This window comes from Desulfomonile tiedjei DSM 6799 (assembly GCF_000266945.1).
Classification (GTDB): domain Bacteria; phylum Desulfobacterota; class Desulfomonilia; order Desulfomonilales; family Desulfomonilaceae; genus Desulfomonile; species Desulfomonile tiedjei.
Genome location: NC_018025.1, coordinates 5630306 through 5655968 on the forward strand (window position 1 = coordinate 5630306; position 25663 = coordinate 5655968).

The following is a 25663-nucleotide window of genomic DNA, read 5'->3' on the forward strand; positions in this document are numbered from 1 at the left end:
ATAAACGTCAGAATTTGTAGCAATCGGTTTAACTGCATTGACCTGGCTTCGCAGGTCAGTTGCACCCTCGTATTCCCGGACCTGCCCAGTAGGTTCGTGTTACCGCTTCAATGCAATCGAACGATTTTTCGCCGTCACGTTCTCCCGGATCTTAACCTTACTGCTGATACGGAATCCGGTGCACAGCGTTTTTCAGACGATCCACAACCCGATCTTTCCCGATGGCTTCAAGCATCTCGAAAAGGCCGGGTCCCACTGAGGTGCCGGACACTGCGGTCCGGGCGGCATTGATAAGGAGTCCGGCTTTCACGTTTTTCTGTTCGGAGTACGAGCGGAAGACGTCCTCGACAGAATGTGTATCGTATGTTTGCAGCTTTTCTATGAGCGATGCCATCTCGGGCAGATATTCCGCAAGTTGGGGATCTTTCCCCAGATTCTTCTTCACCGCGGCTTCGTCGAACTCGAATTCGTCAGCAAAATAGCACCTGCCACGAGTGGAAAAGTCTTTGAGTGTCAGGTATCTGGCTCGGATCAGGTCAACGGTGTTCTCGAACCATTGCTTGTCGCTGTTCTCGAAAGAATCGTGCCAGAGCCCGGCTTCAACGAGTTCCTGTTTCACGTAGGGAATCAGCTCCTGAAGCGGCAGAGTCCGAATGTACGTAGCATTGAAATGAATGGCTTTCGGGTCTGTCCAATTACGAGGATCTCCGGGAACATAGTTGAATGTGGAATTGGAACGGTTGATCTTGGAAAGCTCGAATGTTTCGATCATCTCTTCCGGAGAGAAGAATTCACGTCCATCACCGGGAGACCAGCCGAGCAAGGCCATGAAATTACAAAGCGCCCAGGGGAGAAATCCTTGCTTGCGATAATAGGATACGGTAACCACCTCGCCGTGACTTCGTTTGGAGAGTTTGGCTTTCTTATTATCCAGAGTGAGAGGTATGTGGGCAAACGCGGGTGGCTCGATTCCCAAAGCTCGGTATATGAGCACCTGCTTGGGAGTATTGGCGAGATGATCCGCACCGCGTATCACATGCGTGATGCGATCCAATGCATCATCGACTGCATTGCTCAATATGTATAATGGGCGTCCGTCCGATCTGAGAATGACAAAGTCCTCTAAATCCTGCCCCCTTTTTTCGATTCTGCCGTACACGAAATCTTGAAATGCCACTATCGCGGACGGATCTCTGGGCACTCGAAAACGGATTACGTACGGCATTCCCTGAGATACTCTGCTGTCTATCTCTTCGGGTGTAAGCCTTTTACACCGTCCATCGTACATAAACGCGACTTTCCGTGCCTCTGCATCGTTTCTCTGAGCATCCAGCTCTTCTTTTGTGCAGAAGCACCTGTACGCGTGACCGGATTCGAGAAGTTTGTGTGCAGCCTCCACGTGTTTTGAAAAATTATGGGTCTGAAAGAAGGGACCTTCATTCCAATCAAGCCCGAGCCATGTGAGTCCGTCAAAAATCTCCTGCACGGACTCCTGGGTAGACCGTTCGGTGTCGGTATCTTCTATCCGGAGGATGAATACGCCCCCGGTTTTCTTGGCCCAGAGCCAATTGTACAGAGCAGTGCGGGCACCGCCCAGATGCAAATATCCTGTGGGTGAAGGCGCGAAGCGCACCCTCACCTGATCTGTTGTCGATCTTGATTCGTTCATAAATGCTTTGTCACCTTACCTACTGTGTAATCTCCAGAACCACTACCGGCGATTTTGCAGAAGTTGCAAAAGCTTTAGAGTCCTTCTCCGAGCCCACAATATCGCCCCAGTGCATGGGAACTGCAACTCTCGGGTTTATCTTGGATGTGGCTTCCCCAGCCTGAGCTGCTGTCATCGTGTATGTGCCTCCAACCGGCAAGAGAGCTACATCCGCACATACTTTACTCATTTCAGGAATAACATCGCAGTCTCCCGCATGGTATACCCGAACACCGTCAATTGTAATGACGTACCCTACCCAGCCGTTCTTTTTGGGATGAAATTCCTTGTCCGTATTGTACGCGGGAACCGCTTCCACCATGACGTCTCCCACTTCCACGCTCTGACCTGGAGCAATGGATTTGAACGCGTCGCCGAAACTTGCTTTGCAGTCAGGCGGCCCGATAATTACGGTCGAGGGCTTTCTGATTTTTTGCACATCTTCTTCCGAAAGATGGTCATAGTGGCTATGCGTGATACAGATCACATCCGCGGGTTTCGGCTCTGCCAGTTTCCAGGGATCGATATACACCGTGGTTTGCGATCCTTCTATACGGAATGTAGCGTGACCTAACCATCGAATTTTGTCTCTTACGAAAGCTTCTGCATCCATGATCTCCCCTCCGGGTGTTTGAATAAGCTATTCGCGATGGTTCCCGTGAGACCGACGATCATCGGCAAACGGGACAGAATTCCTCTGTGCTTTCCGATGCGGGCACAAACTTTCATACAAACCTGTGGTACCGTTATATCTTAAAGATCGAGCCGGGGGGCAAACCGTTCCCCTTTTCTTGTTCATGTGACGATGCCCGGCGAAATTTCATTGACCGGTTTTCACATTTGCATTGCCTTTCGTGTTCATTCACTTGAGCCTGCCTTCAACAATTGAGTCCTCATCTTATACTACACTCGGGGCGAAAAATGCATTGGCTCCCATGACACACGCCACAGTTTCCTGTATAATCCTCTTTTCCGGGAGGATGAAACAACAATGCCTTTGCAATCGAGAGCGAAAAGAAGTCCGGAACTCAGCAAAACGAGAACGAATAGTGATTGGATTATGATTATTCTCGGCATTTTTCTCGTGCTCTTCTTTTCGATGGCCGGTTACTTCTCTTTCGTCGAGACCCCATCCGAGGTTCAGTCCAAGGCAAGGGGGCCTGTGAAAGATCCAAAGGCTGTGCGACCGGAAGCTTCAGTTCAGGGCAAGTCAGCACCTGATTCGGCACCTGAGCAGACAGTGTGGCATGGAATTGGCGGAGCCCAATAGCCTCGATAACTCTTGAAATATAAGTCTGTTCCGAAAATATAGCGCGCAAAATCCCTCCAGACGGGCTTACGGGTTAATCCACGCCGTTTCCTGAAGGGATTTTTAAGAAACTCCAATGCCTCATCTTATATCATTGCAACGAGAGCGTGCAAAACAATTCGACAGGATGTGCCGATTAGAATCGTGGAAAATCGGGCGTCCACATATGATACCGATTCGCTTTTCTTCTGATAATCTGGGAGGCTGGAGGTATCCTTCGCTCCGGACGACGCAAAGCCGTCTAATCACTCCGCTCAGAACACCTCAGCCTGCGCCATCTTATATGTATAATTGCGAAATGGTATGGGAACCGGAACCTGACGGGAGAGGGATGAATGCGACAAGCAGCTAGCACATTCGTGCGGTTTCTTTTGACAGGTTTGGCAACTCTGCTGCCCTTCATTGTGACAGTCTTCGTGGTCGGCTGGATAGTCAGAATTGCCGACGCGTATATAGGGCCGAGCAGCAGTTTCGGGCTTTTCATCCTCCAGATAGTAGGAGACGCAAACAAATATTCAGGATACCTGGCCGGGTATCTTGTAGTTGTGTGCTTGTTGGTCCTCCTCGGGTTCCTCGTTACACGCGCCACAGTCGCGAAAATTCACGAAGCCATAAACGGCATGGTGGCAAGAATACCCCTATTCGGAAAGATTTACGCGGGGGTCGAACAGGTAGTGGAGATTTTCGGGAACAACAGAGGTGAAGGCCTGGACCGGTTCGGTGGAGTCGGATACGTGAAGTTGGGCAACGTGAAAATGTTGGTTTTCTTGACCTCCGGTCAAAGCTATACGCTGATTGACGGAGTGAAACACTACATGGTGTTCGTTCCGAACTCTCCGATTCCTGCCACGGGGTTCAACGCGTTAGTCCCTGAGGAAGATTTCGTGCGGCTGGACATGCCTCTGGAGGATATGGCCAAGCTGTTGATGTCCTTCGGCCTCTTGGGTGGACAGGTACTCAGCCGACCATTGGAATTGTCTCAAATAGTGCGGGAGAACCATGAAAGAAAAATTGCACCGTGAGCTGATAGAGCTGTCAAAGTCCGAGCCGTACGGTCGGCTGCTGGGAATGGAAGTGACAGACGTCGGGTCTGGGACCGCGACTGTGCGAATGAGAGTGAATTCCGACATCCGGAACATGTTCGGTTTCACTCATGGGGGAGCCCTGTTTTCCCTGATAGACGAGGCCTTCCAGCTTGCATGCAATACACATGGGGTACTATCTGTTGCACTTAACGTCAGCATAACGTACGTATCTGCGCCAGAATCCGGCTGCATGCTCGAAGCGAAGGCGACAGAAATGCACAAGACCCGCCGCACATCGAGTTATCTCTGCGAGATACGAGACCTTGACGGTAAGCTGATAGCCACTGCCCAAGCGCTTGCCTATCGCACGGGAAAAGAAATCGACAAGTTGTGATGCCAATTTGCATTCAAAATCCCCCCATTCCCCCCTTTAATAAAGGGGGGTTAGAGGCATAGGCGCTAACTTATGGCGTTTCGGTCGTTTGTTCCGGAGGAACATCTGACAATAGGCCGGCGATTCATCGCCGGATAAGGAAAAACCTAATGATTTTAGAGTCCCGGAGGGACGGCTGATACACAAAATCCCGGCAATGAATTACCGGGCTATTTTCTTTAGTCCCTGCGGGACAGAGAATTGCAGAAGAGTTGACGCCTATGGAGGTTGGAGGGGGATCTTCCTCTCACTTTAAAAGCAAATTGCTGTGATGTCTCCTCTTTGTGTGGTCCGTGAGATGCCAGAATGCTGTTCGATTCCGATTCTCATTCATTTTCTTCAGGGGGTATCGCTTGGCTCCGAAAAAGATCTCTGCAAAAGAAGTTATGCTTGATATTAGGGCGGGATTGTCGAATCACGAGATCGGAAAGAAATATGGGCTTTCCGAAAAGGGCATTCAGAGCTTATTTGACAAACTTTACGGCGCAAACCTGTTGACCGAAGAAGAGCACTCCCGACGACTGGTGTCTCAAATTCGGGACACTGGCAGCGAAGGCGATAACGGTGGACCTGCAGTTGCCGAGCCAACGATCACCCGCGCCGAGGCACCTTTGACTAAACCTCAACCTCTCAGAACATCAGGAAGTAGCGATAAGGCTTTGCACACCGAATTAAACGGTGAAAAATTCGAAGAAGCTGTTCCCCAGCCGGGTGCGCACGAATTCCAGAGTATGGCAGATGGGAGCAACGGTTTCATGCATGCAGTTCAAATACGCTCTGTCGGCAAAGCGCAACGCCTGCTTTTGTGGGCTGTTCTTGCGTCTTTTTTGTGTTTTTTTGTACCTTTCTCATTTGTCCTGCTGGCTCCTTTTCAACTCTACTGCGTCTGGAATCTTGCAAAGTCGCTCGACTTGAGTACCGGAATCAGCGTTCTTTACCTTCTTCTCATGTTCATTCCTATTATTAACACGATCGCTTTGCTGATGCTGAACAACAAGGCGACACAGACTCTGAGAAAAGCAGGAATCAGGGTTGGATTAATGGGAGCCCGTCCGTCCGACCTTCCGGCACACGAGATTAACCCGTGGGGAGAAGAAGTAGAAGAGCCTCCCACACCTATTCCCACTGACTTTATTGACGTGTCAAATTACGGGAAGAACCAGTGGTGGCGTTACCTGGTGAGTATAGTTTTCATAGTGGTTTTTTCCGTCTCCCTGTGGGGCATACTAGTAGTGGTATGGGCACCACAGGCAAGCTTCGATAAGGCAACATCCGATTTCATCGGAATCAGTCCGTTGAAGAATTACGTCCTGCAGAATGTGCTTTTTGTGTTCATTCTCTTCACCCTTTTCTTGGCCATACGATATGAGCACAAGCGTCCGTTTCTTAGCCTAATTTCTCCAAATCCATCTGTCGACTGGCTGAAACTGGCAAAAAGTTTCGGCCTTTTTTTCTTCCTTATTCTAATTAGTCTGACTCTGGGATATGCTTCGGAGCCTGCCGGCTACAGGTTCAATTCCGACTTAAGCCATTTTTTCGCTTTCCTTCCGGTAGTGCTCGTCTTAACCCCGATTCAGACAACGGTTGAGGAACTCTTATTTCGCGGCTACTTCCTTCAAATGATAGGGTTGCTTATCAAGAATCGCTATCTGCTCATAGTGGTTTGCGGTGTGTTATTCATGTTGCTGCACCTGGGGAACCCGGAAATGGCAGTAGGCCCGATAATCATGGCATTGAACTACTTTGTAGTCGGGGCATTCCTCACGTTTGTCACCTGGAAAAGCAACAGCTTAGAAGTGGCAATGGGCATTCATGCAGCAACAAATTTGTCTGCCGGGTTGATTGTGAACTACGAGAATTCAGCTCTGAAGACTGAATCCCTGTTTTTTTGCACTACTTTGGATCCTGTGGCTAGCCTCGTGAGTTTTTTCGTTATAGCAGCGATTTTCTACTTCTTCATGTTTGGGGGACGGATAACGATGCAAAAGCCGTGGCTTGTCTGGGCAAGGACGGGATAAGGCGCGGGTACGGGGCACAGGCATCAGCTTACCAGCACGCATCCTTCTTTTTTAGAAGGGGCAAGGGGGATTTTGACTTAACACATTGAAAATCCCCCTCAATCCCCCTTTAGAAAAGGGGGACTTCATGCAACATCCGGGCTAATTTTAAATGTATCGAAAATGATGTTGGTTGCGACTGCCCTCGCACCGTGAGCTACTGCATCGAAGATGTCAGCATCGGCCCATCCCAAAGAGCGAAGGTTATCCACATCGGATGAAGTGACTGCCTGCGGTTCGTCAGTAGCTTTCAGAACGAACAATAGTAACGCCTTGTCTTTTGCATCCAGCGGAGCTTTCTCCGGATCGGTACGTGCATCTTGAATTTGCTCGGGATTGAAGCCGAATTTTGATAGCAGACCTACGTTGAACGAATCGCAGTATTCAGATTTGCAGGCTCTTGAAACCAACATCCTGATCATTGAGAGCAAAGGAGCACTCAGGCTTGGATGCTTCATAAAATATTGAGCAAAGTACAACTGATTTTCCAGCACTTCCGGGCTGACTCCCAATAACTGAACATTATTGGGGACCATTCCGAAGAACTGCTCGGCAGACGCGTACAGCTCTGCAAGCTTTCCTTCTGCCTTTTCAGGCGGTGTAATCGAGACGATAGCCATTACAAAAACCTCCTTGCGTTGCGATGCGTGGAATCTGTGCCGATTCCGTGGAATAGACCGGTCTACTAGTTAAACCGGCAAAAAAATTATGGCTTCAACAGACTGTTGAAAACCATGTTCTCGAAAACCAGCAAGGGCTCCAGGCTGTTTTCAGCCTTCATGCGGAGCAGCGCCCCCTCCCAACTGTTCAGCAGGAAGTCGGCAGTTTCCTGAGGATCGAGCGATTGCCTCACTTGCTTCAATTCCCTTGCTTCTTTCAGGCATTGCGCTATGTTCCTGCTCATTCGCCTGAACGCTTCCTGCATTTTGGTGCGAAACGCTTCATTCTGATCTGCCATTTCCTGGGCGAGATTTCCGATAGGGCAGCCTCCTTTGAATCCCTGTTCTTCCGCTGCGCTCATCATGCTTCTGAAAAAGCCTCTGAGCCGTTCGATGGGACTTTTCCCGGTTAACGACAGTTGAGATTGCGCCATGGAGTCTATGAATTGCGTGTAGAAATCGATCAACTGCAATCCGAAATCGTCTTTGTTTTTGAAATAGAAATAGAATGAGCCCTTCGGAACTTCAGCCGCGTCGAGAATTTCCTGTATGCCTGTGTGGTTGAATCCTTTCTGATGAATGATTCTGGCACCTTCGGTCAATATTCGAAATTTCGTAGTCTCTTTCGCCATTTTAGATCAAAAATTCCTTAGAATCACAGTAGACCGGTCGTCTAGTTTTGTCAAGGCTCTTTTGATACCCGGAAATTCTAAAATTTTATGGCAAATGTCAGAATCTTTGTCCAATTGGGAAAGCGCTTCTCGAAAATCGGTGGGTGCCGTGCCTCCGTGCCGACACATTTTTGATCAACAAATCGACCAGTTCGGCACATACAAGAGACGCCGTGCCCTACCGTTTCTTATAAAGGATCCGGTGTTCAAGAGGTAAGAGATTATGTCACTACTATGAATGAGTTGCAGATCACGTGCCCACGGGCAGCAGAACGGTCTCACCGTAAACCGGCAGTCAGGCGAGCATCATTTCTTCTTGAACATTCCGGTGATACTGAACTTTGATCTCTTTTCGGTCGCGACTTCCTCGGGAGACTGGGGCGGTTCGTCTTTGCGCTCGACCTTCGGGGCGGCTGGAGTGTCCGATGGTGCCGGCTGAAATGCGGTGAACATTCCCGCCAATTCGATGGTATCCAGGAATTCTCCGTCTTCACTTTCTATCCTCGGTTTTGGCGCGGGTGGAGGAGCGGGTTCGGGTGGTTTTTCCACTGGTTTCTTGATTCGATATTTTAACCCGCGTCGAGCCATGTCACTTTCGGAAATCAGCTTTCGTTCATAGAGCTGTCTGATAAGATCCGCGAACCCGAGCGCGCTAATTTTGAACCGAGCCATAATCTCGGCATTGGTCATAGGTCCGCGTATTGCCTCGATGGCAGCTCTTGCGCCTACATCTCTGCTTGAAGTTTCTTGTGTCATGATGAGAAAAACCCTGGTCCTATTATACTGCACACCGAACTGGAGGGAGAACTTTTTGGCTCTAAAAAACTCATTTTTGACTCTGTTAAGAATCGGCATGGATTCGTACCACCCAGATTAGCAATCTGTTTGGAAAAAATAAGAGGTGCTTCTGATTGCCGGCGGTTTCCATTCTTCGGGTATTCGGGTACATTTTTGCGGTTTTTTGATTCGATAGTCTTGGGTTTGATACGGGCTTGCGCTCAAGATGATCTGTGGTGCCGCTGGCACCACAGATCATCGGCACGGACCTGCCTTGCAGGTCAGTGGCACCCAAAATCGACCTTAATCCCTGGGTACAGGGGGTGCCACTGACTTGGCTCCGCAGGTCAGTGGAGCAAGCATCTTGAATCCAAAATCGTATGACACACCACGGGAGATCGTTTGAAGCTCAACAAAAAACTCATTCTCGTTTCTCTGTTGTATTTTGCCGAAGGCTTTCCCTTTGGGATCATTGAACAATCGTTTCCGGTTTATTTTCGGCTACATGGAATGTCACTCGGTCATCTGGGACTCTTGAGCCTTGTCAGTCTGCCGTACGCGCTGAAATTCCTGTGGGCGCCTGCGGTGGATCTCATAGGAATGAGACGTCAATGGATTGCTACAGCACAGTACTTGATGGCCGCTTTGCTAGTTCTGCTCCTGCCGCTGGATCCTGCACAACCCGGTTTCTTGTTGTGGGCCTGTATCGCTGCCATGGCGATCGCGTCAGCAACTCAGGATATAGCCATAGATGCATATTCGATAGAATTGTTGAAACCTTCTGAAATGGGGATTGCAAACGGATTCCGGCTGGCCGCGTACAGAGTTGCGATGGTCGTGGCAGGAGGTCTGTTCGTTGCAATAGGGGGCTGGATAAGCTGGCAATTCACTTATATCGTTGCAGCGGCAGTCCTTCTCGTCTGCGGCCTGGTATCATCCCGACTTCCGCCAATCGATGTACAAAGACCGGAAGTCTCGGCAAAAGCGCTCTTTGCACCGGTTCTGGATATTCTTGCGCGGCCCGGTCTCATTCACGTTATCCTTTTTATTTTGCTCTACAAACTGGGTGACTTGGCTATGGGGCCCATGGTTCGTCCTTTCTGGCTGGACCGCGGCCTTTCAACAACGGAAATAGGACTTATCACGGGGAGTCTGGGAATAATCGCCTCAATCATAGGCGGACTTGCCGGCGGGCTATTCATGGTTCGCTACGGTATCTTCCATGGAGTGTGGTTCTTGGGCCTCTGGCAATCCGTAAGCAACCTGACATACGTCTGGGTCGCAGCATATCCGGAGTCCGGACACTGGGGCATCTATGTTGCGTCTTTTGTCGAATCATTCTGTGCCGGGCTGGGAACATCGGCATTCCTGGCTTTCCTCATGAGCATCTCGAAAAAGCAGTTTTCTGCAACACAATACGCCATCTTTTCAGCATTGTTCAGAGTAACCGGAATTCTCGCAGGCTCCTCCAGCGGATGGATCACTGAAGGCCTGGGGTACTCACAATACTTCCTGATTACGTTCTTCCTCTCGCTTCCCGCATTCCTCTTCATCTTCCATGCACGAAGATGGATTCCCTCGGACAATGCAACCCCTGACCTCAAATCGTAAAGGCTTCTTTTGCCTGTTCGCAATCCAAGAAGTATACCGATTCTCGAAAGTAATCACGGATTGTGAAGAGCAGTTCCCAGCAATTGGTAGCGCCGGCCTCCCAATGCTGTTGAATTAAGGAAAGGGTTCTTGATTTTTCACGTTTAACCTCCGAGAATTCAGAAGGAATTGTGTTGACATGCGGGTAGTTACGCGCGATAAATTCTTTCAAAACAAGCTGCTGAAAGGATTTTATTATGGCACGCATTATGCTTTGAAGAACCATGCCAACTTAGCGCGTACGCTGAAAAATTTCTTCACATTATTCCCGGACAAATCGACCCTTCCAAGAAACGCTCGCCTCAGGACTTTACTCGAAACAGAAAACTCGCCTTTGGAAAGCTTATCACCTTCATCTTGTCCATTGCCGCCAGTGGAAAGGGTAAAGGAGTGGACATGAAATCCGGTGAATTCTTTCGACATGCCAGAATTCTTGGCCTTTGGCCTGACGCCGAGGCGATCCATCGAAGCGCGCTCACCAAGGCGCGCAAAAAGGTGGATTGGAGGATCTTTCGGCAAATACTCGATGATGCGGTTGGTCTGGCTTATGAGTGTTGGCCTAAGAGCCCGAAGGACGAGTGGCATGGTATGTCCACTCATGCGATAGATGGCTCCGACTATACGCTTCCAGCCGCCGATGAGCTCAGGGCCGAGTTTGATCCTGAGAGCGGACTTGGGCAAGCGGGCAAAGGACATTATCCTCAGTGTCTTGTATGCACGCTCTATGACGTCTTCAGACGTCTGCCCATCGCAAGAACTGTGGTCCCGGTGAATTCTTCGGAGCGGGACCAAGCCAAACATCTCCTGCCCCTCGTGCCTGAGGGAAGTGTCTTGCTCCTGGATCGAGGTTACCCAGGATATGAATTTCTCAGCTACCTTTTGGACAAGTTCAAAGGCTATTTCGTGATACGTTGCCCCGCAACGTCCACCTTCGCCACAGTAAAGGAATTCATTCGGAGCGGGAAGAGCGAAGCCGAAATCGTGATTCCTCCGACATCGAACTATCTCAGCCAGGTGACGGCTGAACAACGAAAGGCCGCCAAGCCCATCAGAGTGAGAGTCATCAGACTGTCCAATCCTGACGGAACCCTCTCGGTTCTCCTGACGAATCTTTACGACAAGGTGGAGTTTCCGAGACAGGAGATCACTGACCTCTATTTCAGGCGATGGGAAATCGAGAGCTATTTCCGGGATGAAAAGATTGGGCTCGAAATCGAAAAATTTCATGGCAAAACCTGCAACAGCGTCCTGCAAGAACTCTTTGCAGCTGCGATCATGGCTGTGATCTCAAGAACTCTCATGGCCATTTCCACCCAGTTACTCGGTGGAGAGCTCGGAGAACCTCAGTTCAAGAATGCGGTCATGACGCTCGCGTCTGAAGCCGCCGTGCTCGCCGCAGACGATCCTGAAAGAGCCATCGAAATCTTTCAGGATATTCTCAAAGAAATCTATCGTGTCAAATACTATCGACCAAACAGTCAGCGACCACCCCAACCAAGGGTGAACAAGCAAAGCAAAAACAAATGGCTTTACCGCAGGTACAAAAATGTCCCCGCAGCTTAAGTCAACAGCATTGCGCCGGCCTCCGTGCCGGCGAACAATTCACCAAACAAAGCAATAAGTTATCGCCGGCAGGGACGCCGGCGCTACTGATTCTTCCCATTGCAGGCATTGGATTCCGTCAAGACTTTCGATAACAGCTATAAAATCGGGAAAACCCTTCTTGTAAGAAGTGTTTCCCCGAACCCCTTCCCAAAAACTTTTAACACTGGTCTAATGCACTGTTTTTTTTTGACCAAAAAAAACAGTGCATTAGACCAGTGTTAAAAGTTTTTGGAAGGGTTTGGGGAACCTTTTTACAAAAAGGTTCCCCAGATCTTACTGCTTTGAAAGCGCAACAGGTAAAAGAAACCTTCAGGATTCATCTACCCGATATGTCGGAGGCCTTCGGCTATTCCCATACGTCCGACCCTGATAGCTGGAATCAGTGCTGCAATGAATCCAACGGCCAGGGATACAATCAGTATGATGAGAATTGTGGAGTAATTGACTTCAAAAACCGGCAGAAACGATTCGAGCTGTTTTTGGAACATTCTGCCTCCAGGAAAGCTCAATGCTGCTCCGAGCATGCCCCCGATCAGTGAGATGGCCACGGATTCTCCTGCAATCAGCAGAAAGAGAAAGCGCGGTCTGAATCCCAGTGTTTTGAATACTGCGTATTCAGCCCAGCGTTCACGGGTCGTCATTGCCATGGTATTCGCGAGAACAATGAGAATGATAGCGATCACCACCATGGAAATAATCCTCACTGCGGCAACGATGGCTTCAGTCATTGCCACAAACCCCATCTGGAACGCTTTCTCGGTTTCCGTGAGGGTCTCCGCAAGGGAGTTTTTGAAGAGAGAGTCGATTTCTTCCGTTATTTCCGCGGATCTCTGGGGATCGTTTATCTTGACGAGGTACCATCCCACCTTGTCGGCCCGGTCAGGGTTGGTTTTCTTCAGCACTTCGTTCAGGTATTCGTAACGGAAGAAGAAAGCGGTCTGATCCACACTTTTCCGTGCCCCCGTGTAGATGCCTTTGAGGACTAATTCAATACTCCCCGGGTATATCGTTCCTTGGAGGGGAATCACGTCACCAATCTTCCAACCGAAGCGCTCTGCAATGGTTTTTCCTGCTATGGCTCCGTTTCGGTCCCGATCGAAAGCTTTCTTCTCGTCCTCGGTAAGCAGGAACTCAGGATAGAGGTTAAAATAGCCGGATCCACTTACTGCAAATTGCGCGAAGAAATTCTTTTTTTCCTTGTAAACGCCCCCATACCAGCTTCCGTATTCGACTCCCGTTACTCCGGGCACTTGCGCGATACGATTCTTGTACGAGATGGGCAGCGCATAAATTAACGAAATTTTGTTCCTGGTGATAAGACGGTCAGGTGAGGATGACTCCACTCCTATGTACCATGCATCGACCAGAGTGCGTAGGATGGCGAATGCAAGCATTGCCACTGCCACGCCGAGTATGGTCAATATCGAACGTAAACGGTGCCGAAACACATTCCTGATTATCAGTTTCAGCACTTCCATGACTAAAGCGCGCCTTTGAGTTGATGGGAAAAATAGGTATGTAGCTCATCCAACTTGTGGATGCTGTGGTCAATCCGCTCCAGGAGAGCCGTCGTGTTTGACGTGACCTGCGTTACGGCTGCGTCGAATTGTTCGTCTATGAGATCGATCGCCCGGGATGCGAGGCGCCGCGTTATCCTTTTCAGGCTCTTCAGTCTCCGTGAAGCCAAATACCAGATCAGGAACAATTCACATAGCATCAGAGCTGCTAGGCCGGTCAATCCTTCGGGACCGAAGATATTCGTCAAGAAAGCCAAGACGATCTGAACAGCGCCATTGACGGTGGGATAATCAAGCCAGAGTGAGATTTTTTCGGGTCCGGCCAGTCTGATCGCAAGTATGAACGCCGGAAACCACAGAACTGCCTTTTGCCAAGATTTGCGCCATGTGGCCTTGAAACCTGTCAATGCAGAACGCGTGGAATTCACCTCACCGGCAAACGTTGCAGATGCCCGAGCAGCACTATCGTCCATTACAACAGACGGTTCGATTACCATGTCGCCACTCGTGTGGGTTAAGGAAAGCAGAAGCTCCGAGCGCACGTTTGCGGAAATCTTTTCCAGAAGCATTTTTCGGCTCTTGCCTACATTCCGGGCTGCTTCCTCGAACGTTCTGTCCAATTCGACTTGAACGGACTCTCCCTTAAATGAGCGACCCACGGTCAAGAGCCTCATGCCCCATGTCACCGGGACAATAGAGTCATCTTCCCTTACAAAAAGAGCAAAAAGCGATTCGGCTATTCTCTCTTCGTGCTCAATAGATAAGAGACCTTTCTGTGTCGGTTTGCTTAAATTCTCTCCGGCAAGGCTCCTCAATGCACCGCTTAAGACCAGCTTCTCGACAGGATTTGCTGCCGAATCGATTTCACGAGTGATCTGGCGCAGTTCCTCAAGGAGATTGATCGTTTTTACCGATGCGATTTCTTTCGCATCGCGTTCGGCCATAAGATAATCACGAAATTTACTGAATTCCTGCAATAAGATGGGATCGGAATCCCCCGCGAATTTCTGAGCTGCTGAGACACTGAACAACCGAGGCAGCTCTATGTTTGCATCATGTTTCAGACGAAATGCCAGATCGCCGAGCACTTCTTTGAGCTTTTCGTATGGCCGTGCGGAATCGTCATGGATCAATTCGTCAGATTTGTTCAAGATGAAGGTGAAATTCTCGCGGTGAATGACTGTACGGTTCAAAAACCTGTAAAAAGCAGAATCCGCATACTTTTCCGGAGTCACGACCCAGATTGCGGCATCCAGGAATGGCAAGATCTTTTCTACAACGATGCGATTTCGCTCTTCAGTGCTATCAAAATCGGGCAGATCCAGAAGAATGAGATCCCGTACGGATTCGGAATCGTGAAGCGCGTCGGGATCGCGCACGAGCCCTGCTATTTCGTCCAACCCTCGTGCAGTGTTACGGTGTCTATAGACTACAGCGCGGTCAGTATAGGGTCTTCTGTCTGAAGACTGAGAAATCTGTTTCCCTGCAAGAGCATTAATCAGTGTGGATTTTCCCACTCCTGTACCGCCAAGAATCCCGACATACAGTGCTTCGCCCGGTTTTTCTGCTTTTTCCCTGAGCTTTTCCGTTTTTTCAAGGAGAGACTCGCGGGTAGGCCGGTCGATGAGTATGGCCCCGTCCTCTGAAAGGAAGCGGGTAATGTGCCCTAACGCGTCCAGAATTGAGGTACGGTTCATGCCGCCTCACGCTAAGATTCGTTCATTGCAGTTCCGACAATTTTTCGGAACCGCTCGGACAATCATAACAGATCTCTTGCGTGCGGGCCTTTTGTAAGTGAGCTTCCGGCACAAACAGTTGTTCTTTTTCGTTATGGAACAACTTTGGCAGGTTCGCAGTTGCCGCATTCCGCGTCAATAGGCCTGAGCCACGGAAACCACACCGGAATGGGCTTCAGCGAAAAGCATGGGGCAGTAAACTGAATCGCTTTACCTGTCCACGGGATGCACACTTGCGATTTCCCCAGACTTACCCACGGAAGGATATGGAATTCAGTCTTAACCAATGTAGGCCAGATGGGAACATCAAAAGGGAGAGACATTGAGCCCACGGTCTCGGGAGGAATAGGCCGGTCGGGGAGGCATTGACTGGGGCCTTCACCACTCAGGCATGCAGATCCTGAAACCAAAAGCATAAACGCAGCCACTAGTATCACAACGATATTCCGTGTTTTCATAGTCTTCCTCAAAAGAATAAAAAATACCCGATTCAGATTGCAGCATATGACGCATCGATCCTATCATCCGCTTCTTTTGACTGTCAAGAAATGAGTAATGAAGGCGGGACCGCCAAAGAGAATCGGCGGCCCCCAACGGTGTGACATGACTACTTGTCGTAGCTCTTCTCGAGCATAGTCGCATGTGCTGCAGCGAGCCTGGCTATGGGGACCCGAGGACCGGAGCAAGAGACATAGTCCAGCCCTGCATGATGGCAAAAACGGATTGACGCGGGATGGCCACCGTGCTCGCCGCATATCCCGATTTTGAGATCGGGACGCACGCTGCGACCACCCTTTACGGCCAATTTCATGAGATTGCCGACCCCTTTGACATCCAGGGACTCGAACGGATTTTCCGGGAGAATATTTTGTTGCTGGTAGTACGGGAGGAATTTGTTTTCAGCATCTTCCCGACTGAATGAGAATGTCGCCTGTGTCAGATCGTTGGTTCCGAAAGAGAAGAATTCTGATGCGCCGGCCAGTTCGTCTGCGGTTATACACGCTCGAACAACCTCCACCATGGATCCGAATTTAAAGTTGACCTCAACTCCGTGAGATTCTTCCACTTCTTTTTTGACTTGATCTATGATCTTCTGGACGTATTCGAGCTCGAGAACCGAACAAACCTGAGGAACCATTATCTCCGGATGAACCTCAATCCCCTCCTTTATGCAATCCGCTGCGGCCTCCAGTATGGCTCGTATCTGCATCTCGTAAATTTCCGGAAACGAGACGGCAAGCCGCACTCCGCGATGGCCGAGCATGGGGTTGACTTCCTTGAGGATTCTTGCCCTCTGGAGCATCAATTCTTTCTTCGCCAGTGCGGCATCGATCAAAGTCAGATCGAGACTGGCAAAGAATGCGGGGAGACCCTGCCGTTGGGCCATATAGTTGCTGTGCAGCATAGGATCGATCAACTTGAGACTTTCGACGTTCTTCTCGGTGAGTCGCGCAGTGTCATGCAAACGCCGAAGATCCTCTATTTGTACCTCCAGTTCGCCTTCCGAGGGGAGGAATTCATGAATCGGCGGATCGAGAAGTCTGACGGTAACCGGATACGGCGCCATTGCTTTGAGAATACCGGAAAAATCAGACCTTTGAATGGGAAGGAGCCTATTAAGAGCTTCCTTCCGCTGCTCCACCGTATCGGCAAGAATCATGTCAATGACAAGGGGCAGTCGATCCACGGCATTGAACATTCTTTCAGTCCGGCACAGCCCTATGCCTACCGCTCCGTAATTACGAGCCTTTTCCGCAGCTTCCGGAGTATCTGCATTGGCCATGACACCGAGCTTTGCAGATTCATCGGCCCAGTCCAGAAGAGTATGCAAATATGAGCTGAATTCCGGTTCGATGGTGGGGATTTCACCGAGATATACATTTCCTGTGCCACCGTCTATGGTAATGATGTCGCCTTCGTGAAGCACTCGGTCACCGACTATCGCAAGCCGATGCTCCGTATCCACGTGGATTCCTTCAGCTCCGGCGACACACGGTTTACCCATGCCTCGGGCGACGACAGCAGCATGTGAGGTCTTCCCGCCTCGACTGGTCAATATACCTTGAGAGGCAAAGAACCCGTGAATGTCTTCCGGTTTGGTCTCTTCACGGACGAGGATGACTTTTTGGCCGGCTCTTCCAATTCTTTCGGCACTGTCTGCATCGAAAATACATTTTCCTGAAGCCGCTCCGGGAGAAGCGGGGAGCCCCTGAGACAGCGGTTCAGCTTTGAAATTAGGATCGAGTCCGGGATAGAGCAGTTGCTCCAGGTGCTCCGGGTTGATTCGCAGGAGACCTTCCGGCTTGGTGAGCAATCCCTCGTTGACCATTTCAACAGAGGTCCTCACCATTGCTGTCGCGTTCATCTTGCCGTTGCGCGTCTGCAAGCAATAGAGAATACCTTTTTCAATGGTGAACTCGAAATCCTGGACTTCACGGTAATGCTTTTCCAGACGATCCCGGAGTTCCTCGAGTTGGTGGTAGAGATCCGGCATTTCCTGAGCCATGGCTTGGATCGGTCTGGGTGTCCGAATACCTGCCACCACATCTTCACCCTGGGCATTGACCAGGTATTCTCCGAACATTTTGTTCTCGCCGGTCGCCGGATCGCGTGTGAACCCTACTCCGGTTCCGCTATCATTACCCATGTTTCCGAAAACCATGGCAACAATGCTCACAGCGGTTCCGTTTGCCTGGTCAAGAGTGATGTTGAATTGTTTGCGGTAGTCCACCGCGCGCTTACCCGACCAGGAGTTGAATACCGCTTTTATTGCGATATTCAGTTGTTCCCAGACATCTTCGGGAAACGGCCTGAATTTCTGTTCTTCCACCACATTATGGAAGAGCTCCACTATTTCTTTGAGGTCTTCAATGGTAAGGTCCACATCAGAAATGGCTCCCGCCCGGACCTTGATGGCATCCAGTGTTTCGTCGAAATACTGGTCAGGAATTCCCATAGCGACCTTGCCGAAAATCTGGATGAATCTGCGGTATGCGTCGTAAGCGAAACGCTCGTTGGATGTCTGTCTTATAAGTCCGTGAAGCGTCTGGGAATTCAGTCCCAAGTTAAGGACAGTGTCCATCATACCGGGCATGGACATGGCAGACCCTGAACGAACAGAGACAAGGAGCGGGTTGTCGGGGTCACCAAATTTTTTTCCGGTTGCACGTTCAATATCAGCCATATGGACCTTCACGGCATCCAAAAGACCTTCAGGAAGCTCGCCGTTCGGCGCTTCCAAATACTGGACGCAGGCTTCAGTAGAGATAACAAAACCGGGCGGCACATTGAGGCCGATCTGCGTCATTTCGCATAAATTAGCCCCTTTTCCTCCCAGAAGTTTCTTATTCTTGCCGTCACCTTCGAGAAATGAAAAAACATGTTTTACCATCATGCCGGTCTCCTCAAATAAAAGTCATTAACAGTCCCAAACTGAAAGCAGCCTTTCCTTGTGGCGGACAAGAAAACCCTCTCATGGAATACCCCCGCTTTTCATGCGTAAGGGGGTGAAGCAGGACAAGGTCAATTTCGGCTGCAATTCAGGGCTGATATGCACCAGAAAGGCCGTCAACCGCTTTTTGGGCGTAATTATACATTTTACAGAAAGAGTTCTTATAACGCAATATTCAGCCCAAGGAATTCCGGTGTCCGTCCAGGTTTCGCAATTTGAGCTTTGCCGGTCCATTCTATCGATATCATTGATCATATTGAAGATGTGCCGGCGCGGAGGCCGGCACCCACCAATACTCCTATCCTCAATCGGACATCAATTTTGGCAATTGCTAATACTGATTCGCTTTTCTTTTTATAATCTGGCAGGCTGGAGGTATTCTTCGCTCCGGACGACGCAAAGCCGTCTGATCGCTCCGCTTAGAACACCTCAGCCTGCGCCATCTTATGTGCATAATTGCGAAATGGTATAACATGTCATTTGCCATCATGCCCCGACACCCATGACCGGTCGAACCGGCTTAACAAAGCGGATGATATGCTTCGTGTCAGCTTGACGTGGTTGAACGCTACCGATAATTTAACGGCTCACGTTTTTTCTCTCCGGACATGATTCAAGTGCCGAAAGCATGAAGAGAGAATTTGTTCCGTCATGTGTGAAGCTGTTTTTGCAGCACTGCATAATTCAAATGTGGATTGGATCGCCCATGAAAAAACGCGTCGTGAACAGGGAAAGAGTCGATTTCTTGAAAATGGATTACGAGCGAGGATTCATACAGTTCTGCGGATATGAAGCAGTACACGCGGAATGGGGGAGATTTCAGGCACGTGTGCAAATACATGAACATCACAGACAGCAAGACGGATTCATCCACGCAGGCGTCATGGCTACCATGGCGGACCATACCGCCGGCTATTCGGCCTTTACCACTGTTCCAGCGAGCATGCAGATACTTACTATCGAGTTCAAGATAAACTTCTTGCGCCCGGCATTCGGTTCCATTCTCCTTTGCTCTGCACAGGTAATCAGGGAAGGAAAGCAGGTGATCGTGTCGGAATCGGAGGTGTACGATGTTCGGGAAGATGCGGAAGTCCTCGTAGCAAAAGCAATGGTCACGCTTATGGCAGTTCCGAAAGAGAAGCTAACCGCGAAGTGAAATCCCCGAGATAATCGTTATATTCCAAGACACGAAAATTACAGGATGATTCGAATCCAGTCAGTTGACTCTTTCAGCCCGGAGTGGTACCTTAAAGACCGACTGTAAGAACTCTGAATGGAGACTACCCATGTTAGGCCCGCAGGAATTAATCGTGATCCTCCTCATCGCCGTCCTGATTTTCGGAGGAAAAAAGATACCCGAAATTATGGAAGGAGTAGGAAAAGGAATAAGGACTTTCAAAAAGGCGATGGATGGTGAAGACCAAACCGTTCCAGCTCAGCAGGCGCCTCAAATCGAGACCCCACCGAAAAAAATTGAAGGTCCTGTGGAAAAAAAGGCCTGATTCGCATACGGTTGTAAGCTACCGTTAGGCGATTCCACTCTTACATATTACTAGCCCGATCTTCCCGATTACGTGAAGAAGCCCTTTTTCACGCTCTTGACATGCCGCGCCCCAGTATCCATATTGGGGCGACGGATTCGCTTTCAGCAGCACAGACTCGATCACCTAAAGGATGCAATGTGAAACCCTCTTCGCGGGACAAACTCGATCTCGCTAATAAGAATTTTCTGGATATAATCGTTGACCGACGCAGATTGTTGGTCACCCTTATTACTGTAGCCACAATCATACTTGTGTGGTTCGTGCCCCAAATACAGACCGACCCCACCCTAGAGTCAGGGGTGGATAAGTCCACACCGGCGTATTTGGATCACCGTGAATTTACCCGAATCTTCGGGAATGAAGAGTTTATTCTGATGGCCTTGAAGAGTCCCGGAGGGGCCGGGGATCCCGAAACTCTCAAGGCTCTCGACAGAATCACCACCACACTTCAATCCTTGGACAAGATCCAGGAAGTCGTCTCCCTTTCAACCATCAAGCTTTTCCAAAAGAAGGGTGAGCTTTTCGGGAATTACCCGATTTTACGAAAGAACGGCGACAATCTCGCCTTGCCTGCGGAACCGGAACTTGAACAGATAAAGAAAGCTCTCCCGGTGACAGATCTTCTCATTTCCCCGGACCGGAAGACTATCGGCATCCTCCTCAGAATGCAGGACAAATGGAAATTCGATGTAGATGCGGCAAAAGTACTGCGCCGAGAGCTGAATGAGATCATCAAGAAAGAAGCCCCCGCGAATACGCAGTTCAGGATGGTAGGGCCTCCCTTCATCAGGCAGGCAATAGTCCGGTACAATATTCAAACCGGCATTATCTTCGGCGTGCTCTGTTTACTTATCGGCACAGTCGTATCGGCCTACGTTTTCAGAAGCATCCGAGTAACAGCTATCACCAATGCGATTCTTTCCCTCTGTGTGCTCTGGATACTTGGATTCATGTCCCTGTTGGGGATTCCTCTTAATTCTACCACTGTTCTTTCCTTCGGCTTCATCCCTATAGCGACGATTGAAATCGTCATTCATATGGTCGTCCGGTATCACTTTTTTCACCAATGTACAAATGAGAAAGAGGGAGCAATCAAGCAGGCGGTTCGTTGGCTTGCACGCCCTTGCTTCGTGTGCTGCGCCACTACTTCGATCGGGTTCGGAACACTGATGGTCAGTTCCATTCCCATGGTGAGACAACTCGGGTTCATCATGTCTGTGGGAATCATGATTGCGTACGGTCTGGCCATTATCCTGACACCTGCGTTTTTCATGCGTTTGAAGCAACTGGATGCTTCCGAGCAAAATACCGTAATTAGAGGCTGGCTTGACAATTCTCTCGATAAACTCGAGGGGTCTATCTTCAAGCATTCTCGTTTGTATGTGATGTTCGGGCTTCTTTCGGCAGCGATTTTGCTTTGTGGTGCGCCTCTGATACGCAGTGACACGCAAATTCTGCGGATGCTCAGCTCAAATACTCCTGAGGTCCAGGATCTGCATTTTGTGGAAAGCAATCTGACTGCCGTGAATTCTGTCGAGCTTATGCTGTTGGGACAACCCGGCGAGTTCAAGAGTGCAGCCGCGTGGTCGAAAATAGCCGAGCTGGAGAACAAACTGAAGAGTATTCCCGAAGTGGCGGGAGTTGATTCGTTGCTCCCTCTCCTGGATTATCTCAATACCCTGCTCAGCGATTCCGAGACGAGAGAAGAGCTCCTCGCGAACCATTCAAAAGTTCCGCAATTCCTAGCGCTCGTGAACATGGGAACTGAAGGAAAACGTGTGAGCAGGCGCTTTGTCAATGATGCTTACGACGTCGTCCATATATCGGTACGGATAGTGAATTCGCCGGATCACCCCATTGGAGAAGTCATCGACAAAATTCAGGCAGCCGCTGATTCGGTGATGCAAGATAAAATCAAAGCGGTAGTGACCGGGGACCTGGTGGTAGTAGCGAAGCAGACTTCGGAACTGATAAGGGACCAGATCAGATCGATGTTTTTGGCGGGATTGCTCATCACGATTGTCATGATGATCCAGATGGGCTCGGTCGTCCTTGGTCTGGTGAGCCTTATACCGAATATTCCACCGGTTGCTGCAGTATTCGGTATCATGGGATGGTTCGGAATCGCACTGGACGCGGTAACCATCTTTGCAGCCACCGTAGCCGTCGGCCTTGCCGTGGACAATACTATACATTTCCTCACACAGTTGAAACGGGAAATTATCCTGGATCCCGATCGAAGCGTGGAAGAATCGGTAAGAAGCGCATACCGGTTTACCTCGAAACAGATTTCCTCCTGGTCCACGATCACCCTGCTCGGTTTTCTCGCGCTTATCATCTCGCCATTCCGGCCGGTAGTATTTTTCGGCATCCTGGGATGTGCATCTCTGTGCCTCGGGCTGTACGGCGACCTTATCTTTGTTCAGTCCTTAATCCTGTCCTCAAAGTGGTTGAAATCTGCTGTTCGCAAAGTCGCGGAAGCCGAGAATGGTAAGATAACGAGCAGCGTGGTAGAAATTGTGCAGGTTGGATCGTCGATCGAAGCTTCGTGCCGAGACAGCTCCGAAACGAGACGAAAAATCGGTTAAGTAAACAAAAACTAAATGGTTTTCTGTATGAGAGATCACATTACTTCTTTGATCCCGAAGTTGCAGAGGGAAAACCAGTTTCCCAAACAGACCCTTCAGAAATCTGTTTGTTGCGTCTGAACAACCATGGAGGAGTAGGTTTGGGGACTGACCAAATCCCCAGCTTTTGGCGGCGTGCCATAATTTCGAATGTATATAGATCGTAGCGTTTTCTCGCGTACGATCTGTACCACCAGGCAAGGCCTGCTTTGACCAGTTCCTTGTTCAGGCTTCTTCCATCCACTGATACCCAGGCGACAGCCCTGCCGTATCTGTCCTTAGCCGCTGGAGCGACATCGACGATTTTTCCGAACACCATTTCTGAAGTAAAGTCTTTTGCGGCTGCGAAAAAATCCTGACCGTGTTCCGGAGCATCCACTCCGTAGAGGCGAATTTTCTCCGGTTTGGATTCTCTGAGCACTGTAATGGTGTCTCCATCACTGACGCTGATGACCTTTGCCGTCCAGGCACAACACGTTTCTATGAAGATAAAAGGAATAATACACGCGAGTGTAATTGCGTACGTAGTCCGTGCGACCCCATGGACGTATATCCATCTGTTATGCGGCACTTGCGAAGTTGCTGCCGAAAGATGTGCCGGCAGTGAATTGCGCCTCATGCGCTTCGTTTCTGATGATAGCGATTATATCCGTAGTAATAATGGTACCGGGAGCCCAGACTTTTGTGCTCCGACATGTTCACCACGATGCCAAGAAGCCGTCCCCTGCCCCTGAAGACGGATTCTTTAGCCTGGACAAGCACGTCCATGGGAGTATGACCTGATTTGGTCACCAGGATGAGGCCATCTGAATAACCCGAGATGATAGATGCATCCACCAACCCTATAATGGGAGGAGCGTCCAAGATGACAAAATCGAATTCTCGCTTACATTCCTCAATGATATTCTGCATTCTCTCCGACTTGAGCAATGCGACGGGATTGTCGGAACGCGATCCGGAAGTCATGTAGAAAACCCCAGGAACATGGGATCTCCGGACAGCTTCCCGCAAATCGACGCATTTCCCTGTGATCAAATCCGCAAGACCGGGACTTTCGTTCTTGCACTTGAAGACTTCATGTATTCTGGGTCGCCGCATATCGCCATCGATAACGAGGACTCTTTTCAATTCCGAGGCGATAACTGTGGCCATGACAACGGAAATAACAGTCTTACCTTCGAGAGGAAGAGCGCTTGAGACGCACATGCTCACCCCGGTGTCCGTCAAAACCGAAGAGGAGACGCTATTCTGCACGATACGTATTGAATCCGTGAATGGAGACGTGGGAAACCGATGCGCCAGGAACTCCAAAGAAGCCTGGGGTTCGTCTTCGCCATAGTCTTTCTGAGCGACTCGGGGCACCTCCCCAAGGATAGGTATATTGAGATGCCGTTCGATTTCCTTAGGACTATGAACGGAGCGGTCGAATGCTTCGAGAAAAATCGCTAAACCTATGCCTCCGATGAGGCCTATTACGGCCCCCAGCAGAATAATCTTGCTCTTTACCGGATATACAGGCGAAAGTGGCAATGAAGGGGGATTTGCAATGAGAATGTTGTGTCCCATCACCCCGTTATCCAGCTCGGCCTGCTTGGATTTCTGAAGCAACATCACATAAAGCTGGCTATTGGCATCCACCATCTTTCGCAAGATTTCATACTGGACCGCCAGCGCGCTCATGTTCATTGCTTCTTCTTTGGACTTCTCGTACGCCTCATTGGAAACAGCTTCCCTCTTCTTCGCAGATTCCAATGCCGAATCGAGAGTGCTCTGCTCTACCTGATTTATAGCTTCCTCAAGTGAATGAATCTTGTTTCGCAACAAGTTCATTTTGAAATAATCAGGTGAATAAATCGCCTTAAGACCGGTATATTCCGATTTGAGCGAGGCAAGCTGAGTTCTCAAATTCTGAAGGTACTCATTCGACATTTGAGGCGGCAAAGGGTCCTTTTCACTCCGGAGCGCCTCAATATTCTGGCGTGCATCTTTTGATCTGTGAAATGTTTCCCCGGCCTTTTGCAGAAATGACAAAGACTGATTAGGCCCCTTGTCCAGAAACACCACGCCGTGGGTTTTGCTGAACTCCAGGAGGTTGTTCTCGGATTCCTTTAACTGCTTCTCGGTTTCAGTAAGCTCTTTCTGAAGCCATTCACGGACCTTGTGGCCGACCTCCATCCTTTTTCGGCGATTCTCCTCGCTGAACGCTTCCAGGTATTTTTCCAGCATCTGCTTTGCGAGAACAGGAGTTTCAGCACCCATGTCCACTTGAATGAGCTGAGTTCCTTTAACAGGAGCTATGGTTATTCTCGAGAGAATCGAATCCGTAGCTGCAGCAATTCGCTTTTCCTCTTCAAGATTGCTTTCGCCGGTTTTGCCGATTTCCTGACTGCCATCTTTTTGTGTAGATTTATCCGATGAACCGGATTTGTCCCACACCTTCAGAAAACTCTCGGCCAGTCGCCTGCTCTTAAGAAATTCAATCTGTGTTTGGTAATAAAGATCGAATTGTCCGAAGAAGCTGAACAGATCATTCATATTGGCAGCGCCGGGATACATTTTTTCTACTTCTATTGTGGCTGTGGAACGGTAGAACGGAGTGGCCAAATAGGAGTACAGCCCGGCTGCGGCAACGGCAAGCACAAAAAAACCTGCTACGATCCATTTGCGATTGAGGACTGCATAAAAATATTCAAGGAATGTATCTTTGTCGAATCGTGATTGATAGTCGTTCAGAGAATCGTCGGGATTCAAATACTGCGGACGCAAAACTCGGGCGTCAACAGGCACACTGCTTGCGTCGTAACGGGTAACGGCTCCGGGACCGCTTTCCTTTTCCATATAAAACCTCTCAGACCAGCCCGGGAAAATCTCGTTGTTTCATTCTAATCATAAAA

Annotated in this window: 20 protein-coding genes; 9 read left to right on the plus strand and 11 right to left on the minus strand. The window is 49.6% G+C overall.

The window, feature by feature from the left end; genetic code table 11:
- Positions 1-157 precede the first annotated feature (157 nt).
- Positions 158-1669 (minus strand): glutamate--tRNA ligase, encoded by a 1512-nt coding sequence (gene gltX / locus DESTI_RS24155; RefSeq protein WP_014812595.1) that lies wholly within the window; start codon positions 1667-1669, stop codon positions 158-160.
- 19 nt (positions 1670-1688) lie between these two features.
- Positions 1689-2321 carry an MBL fold metallo-hydrolase gene (locus DESTI_RS24160; RefSeq protein ID WP_014812596.1) on the minus strand — a complete coding sequence of 211 codons (633 nt, stop codon included), beginning with the start codon at positions 2319-2321 and terminating at the stop codon, positions 1689-1691.
- Between the two features lie 378 nt (positions 2322-2699).
- Between DESTI_RS24160 and DESTI_RS24165 the strand changes: the two genes are divergently transcribed.
- The 4 genes from DESTI_RS24165 to DESTI_RS24180 all read left to right on the plus strand — a co-directional run bounded on the left by DESTI_RS24165 (position 2700) and on the right by DESTI_RS24180 (position 6493).
- Positions 2700-2978 (plus strand): hypothetical protein, encoded by a 279-nt coding sequence (locus DESTI_RS24165; protein WP_014812597.1) that lies wholly within the window; start codon positions 2700-2702, stop codon positions 2976-2978.
- A 374-nt stretch (positions 2979-3352) separates the two neighbouring features.
- Positions 3353-4039: a DUF502 domain-containing protein gene (locus tag DESTI_RS24170; protein WP_014812598.1), complete on the plus strand. Its 687-nt coding sequence runs from the start codon at positions 3353-3355 to the stop codon at positions 4037-4039.
- Positions 4017-4436, plus strand: a complete 420-nt coding sequence (locus tag DESTI_RS24175) for a PaaI family thioesterase (RefSeq protein WP_014812599.1) — start codon at positions 4017-4019, stop codon at positions 4434-4436. The genes DESTI_RS24170 and DESTI_RS24175 overlap by 23 nt, the downstream gene beginning before the upstream one ends.
- A gap of 392 nt (positions 4437-4828) precedes the next feature.
- Entirely contained in the window at positions 4829-6493 is a 1665-nt protein-coding gene (locus tag DESTI_RS24180; RefSeq protein ID WP_014812600.1) for a CPBP family intramembrane glutamic endopeptidase, read from the plus strand.
- 125 nt (positions 6494-6618) lie between these two features.
- Here the strand turns inward: DESTI_RS24180 and DESTI_RS24185 are convergent, their stop codons facing one another.
- From DESTI_RS24185 to DESTI_RS24195, 3 genes are all read right to left on the minus strand, one after another.
- Positions 6619-7152: a carboxymuconolactone decarboxylase family protein gene (locus tag DESTI_RS24185; protein ID WP_014812601.1), complete on the minus strand. Its 534-nt coding sequence runs from the start codon at positions 7150-7152 to the stop codon at positions 6619-6621.
- A gap of 86 nt (positions 7153-7238) precedes the next feature.
- On the minus strand, positions 7239-7823 hold the full coding sequence (locus DESTI_RS24190; protein ID WP_014812602.1) for a TetR/AcrR family transcriptional regulator: 585 nt from the start codon (positions 7821-7823) through the stop codon (positions 7239-7241).
- A 345-nt stretch (positions 7824-8168) separates the two neighbouring features.
- Positions 8169-8618 (minus strand): hypothetical protein, encoded by a 450-nt coding sequence (locus tag DESTI_RS24195; protein ID WP_157212259.1) that lies wholly within the window; start codon positions 8616-8618, stop codon positions 8169-8171.
- A 423-nt stretch (positions 8619-9041) separates the two neighbouring features.
- On the opposite strand from DESTI_RS24195, the gene DESTI_RS24200 reads away from it, so the two are divergent.
- Together DESTI_RS24200 and DESTI_RS24215 are read left to right on the plus strand one after the other, a co-directional pair.
- Positions 9042-10250: an MFS transporter gene (locus DESTI_RS24200; RefSeq protein WP_014812604.1), complete on the plus strand. Its 1209-nt coding sequence runs from the start codon at positions 9042-9044 to the stop codon at positions 10248-10250.
- A gap of 384 nt (positions 10251-10634) precedes the next feature.
- The gene (locus tag DESTI_RS24215; protein ID WP_237671475.1) at positions 10635-11852 is read left to right on the plus strand and encodes an IS4 family transposase; all 1218 of its coding nucleotides are present in this window, start codon (positions 10635-10637) and stop codon (positions 11850-11852) included.
- A gap of 362 nt (positions 11853-12214) precedes the next feature.
- Here the strand turns inward: DESTI_RS24215 and DESTI_RS24220 are convergent, their stop codons facing one another.
- The 4 genes from DESTI_RS24220 to ppdK form a co-directional block, all read right to left on the minus strand.
- Complete coding sequence (locus DESTI_RS24220) at positions 12215-13372, minus strand: ABC transporter permease (RefSeq protein ID WP_014812607.1); 1158 nt, start codon at positions 13370-13372, stop codon at positions 12215-12217.
- Positions 13373-13374: 2 nt separating this feature from the next.
- Entirely contained in the window at positions 13375-15108 is a 1734-nt protein-coding gene (locus DESTI_RS24225; protein WP_014812608.1) for a GTPase, read from the minus strand.
- Between the two features lie 131 nt (positions 15109-15239).
- On the minus strand, positions 15240-15605 hold the full coding sequence (locus DESTI_RS24230; protein WP_014812609.1) for a hypothetical protein: 366 nt from the start codon (positions 15603-15605) through the stop codon (positions 15240-15242).
- 149 nt (positions 15606-15754) lie between these two features.
- Positions 15755-18541 carry a pyruvate, phosphate dikinase gene (ppdK, locus tag DESTI_RS24235; RefSeq protein WP_014812610.1) on the minus strand — a complete coding sequence of 929 codons (2787 nt, stop codon included), beginning with the start codon at positions 18539-18541 and terminating at the stop codon, positions 15755-15757.
- A 763-nt stretch (positions 18542-19304) separates the two neighbouring features.
- On the opposite strand from ppdK, the gene DESTI_RS24240 reads away from it, so the two are divergent.
- From DESTI_RS24240 to DESTI_RS24250, 3 genes are all read left to right on the plus strand, one after another.
- The gene (locus tag DESTI_RS24240; protein WP_014812611.1) at positions 19305-19754 is read left to right on the plus strand and encodes a PaaI family thioesterase; all 450 of its coding nucleotides are present in this window, start codon (positions 19305-19307) and stop codon (positions 19752-19754) included.
- A 130-nt stretch (positions 19755-19884) separates the two neighbouring features.
- The gene (locus tag DESTI_RS24245) at positions 19885-20100 is read left to right on the plus strand and encodes a twin-arginine translocase TatA/TatE family subunit (RefSeq protein WP_014812612.1); all 216 of its coding nucleotides are present in this window, start codon (positions 19885-19887) and stop codon (positions 20098-20100) included.
- Positions 20101-20279: 179 nt separating this feature from the next.
- Positions 20280-22730, plus strand: coding sequence for an efflux RND transporter permease subunit (locus tag DESTI_RS24250; protein ID WP_014812613.1), 2451 nt, complete (start codon positions 20280-20282; stop codon positions 22728-22730).
- Positions 22731-22770: 40 nt separating this feature from the next.
- Here the strand turns inward: DESTI_RS24250 and DESTI_RS24255 are convergent, their stop codons facing one another.
- Positions 22771-23388, minus strand: a complete 618-nt coding sequence (locus tag DESTI_RS24255; protein WP_014812614.1) for a thermonuclease family protein — start codon at positions 23386-23388, stop codon at positions 22771-22773.
- Positions 23385-25607 carry a GumC family protein gene (locus DESTI_RS24260; RefSeq protein WP_014812615.1) on the minus strand — a complete coding sequence of 741 codons (2223 nt, stop codon included), beginning with the start codon at positions 25605-25607 and terminating at the stop codon, positions 23385-23387. Before DESTI_RS24260 ends, DESTI_RS24255 begins: the two co-directional genes overlap by 4 nt.
- Positions 25608-25663 lie beyond the last annotated feature (56 nt).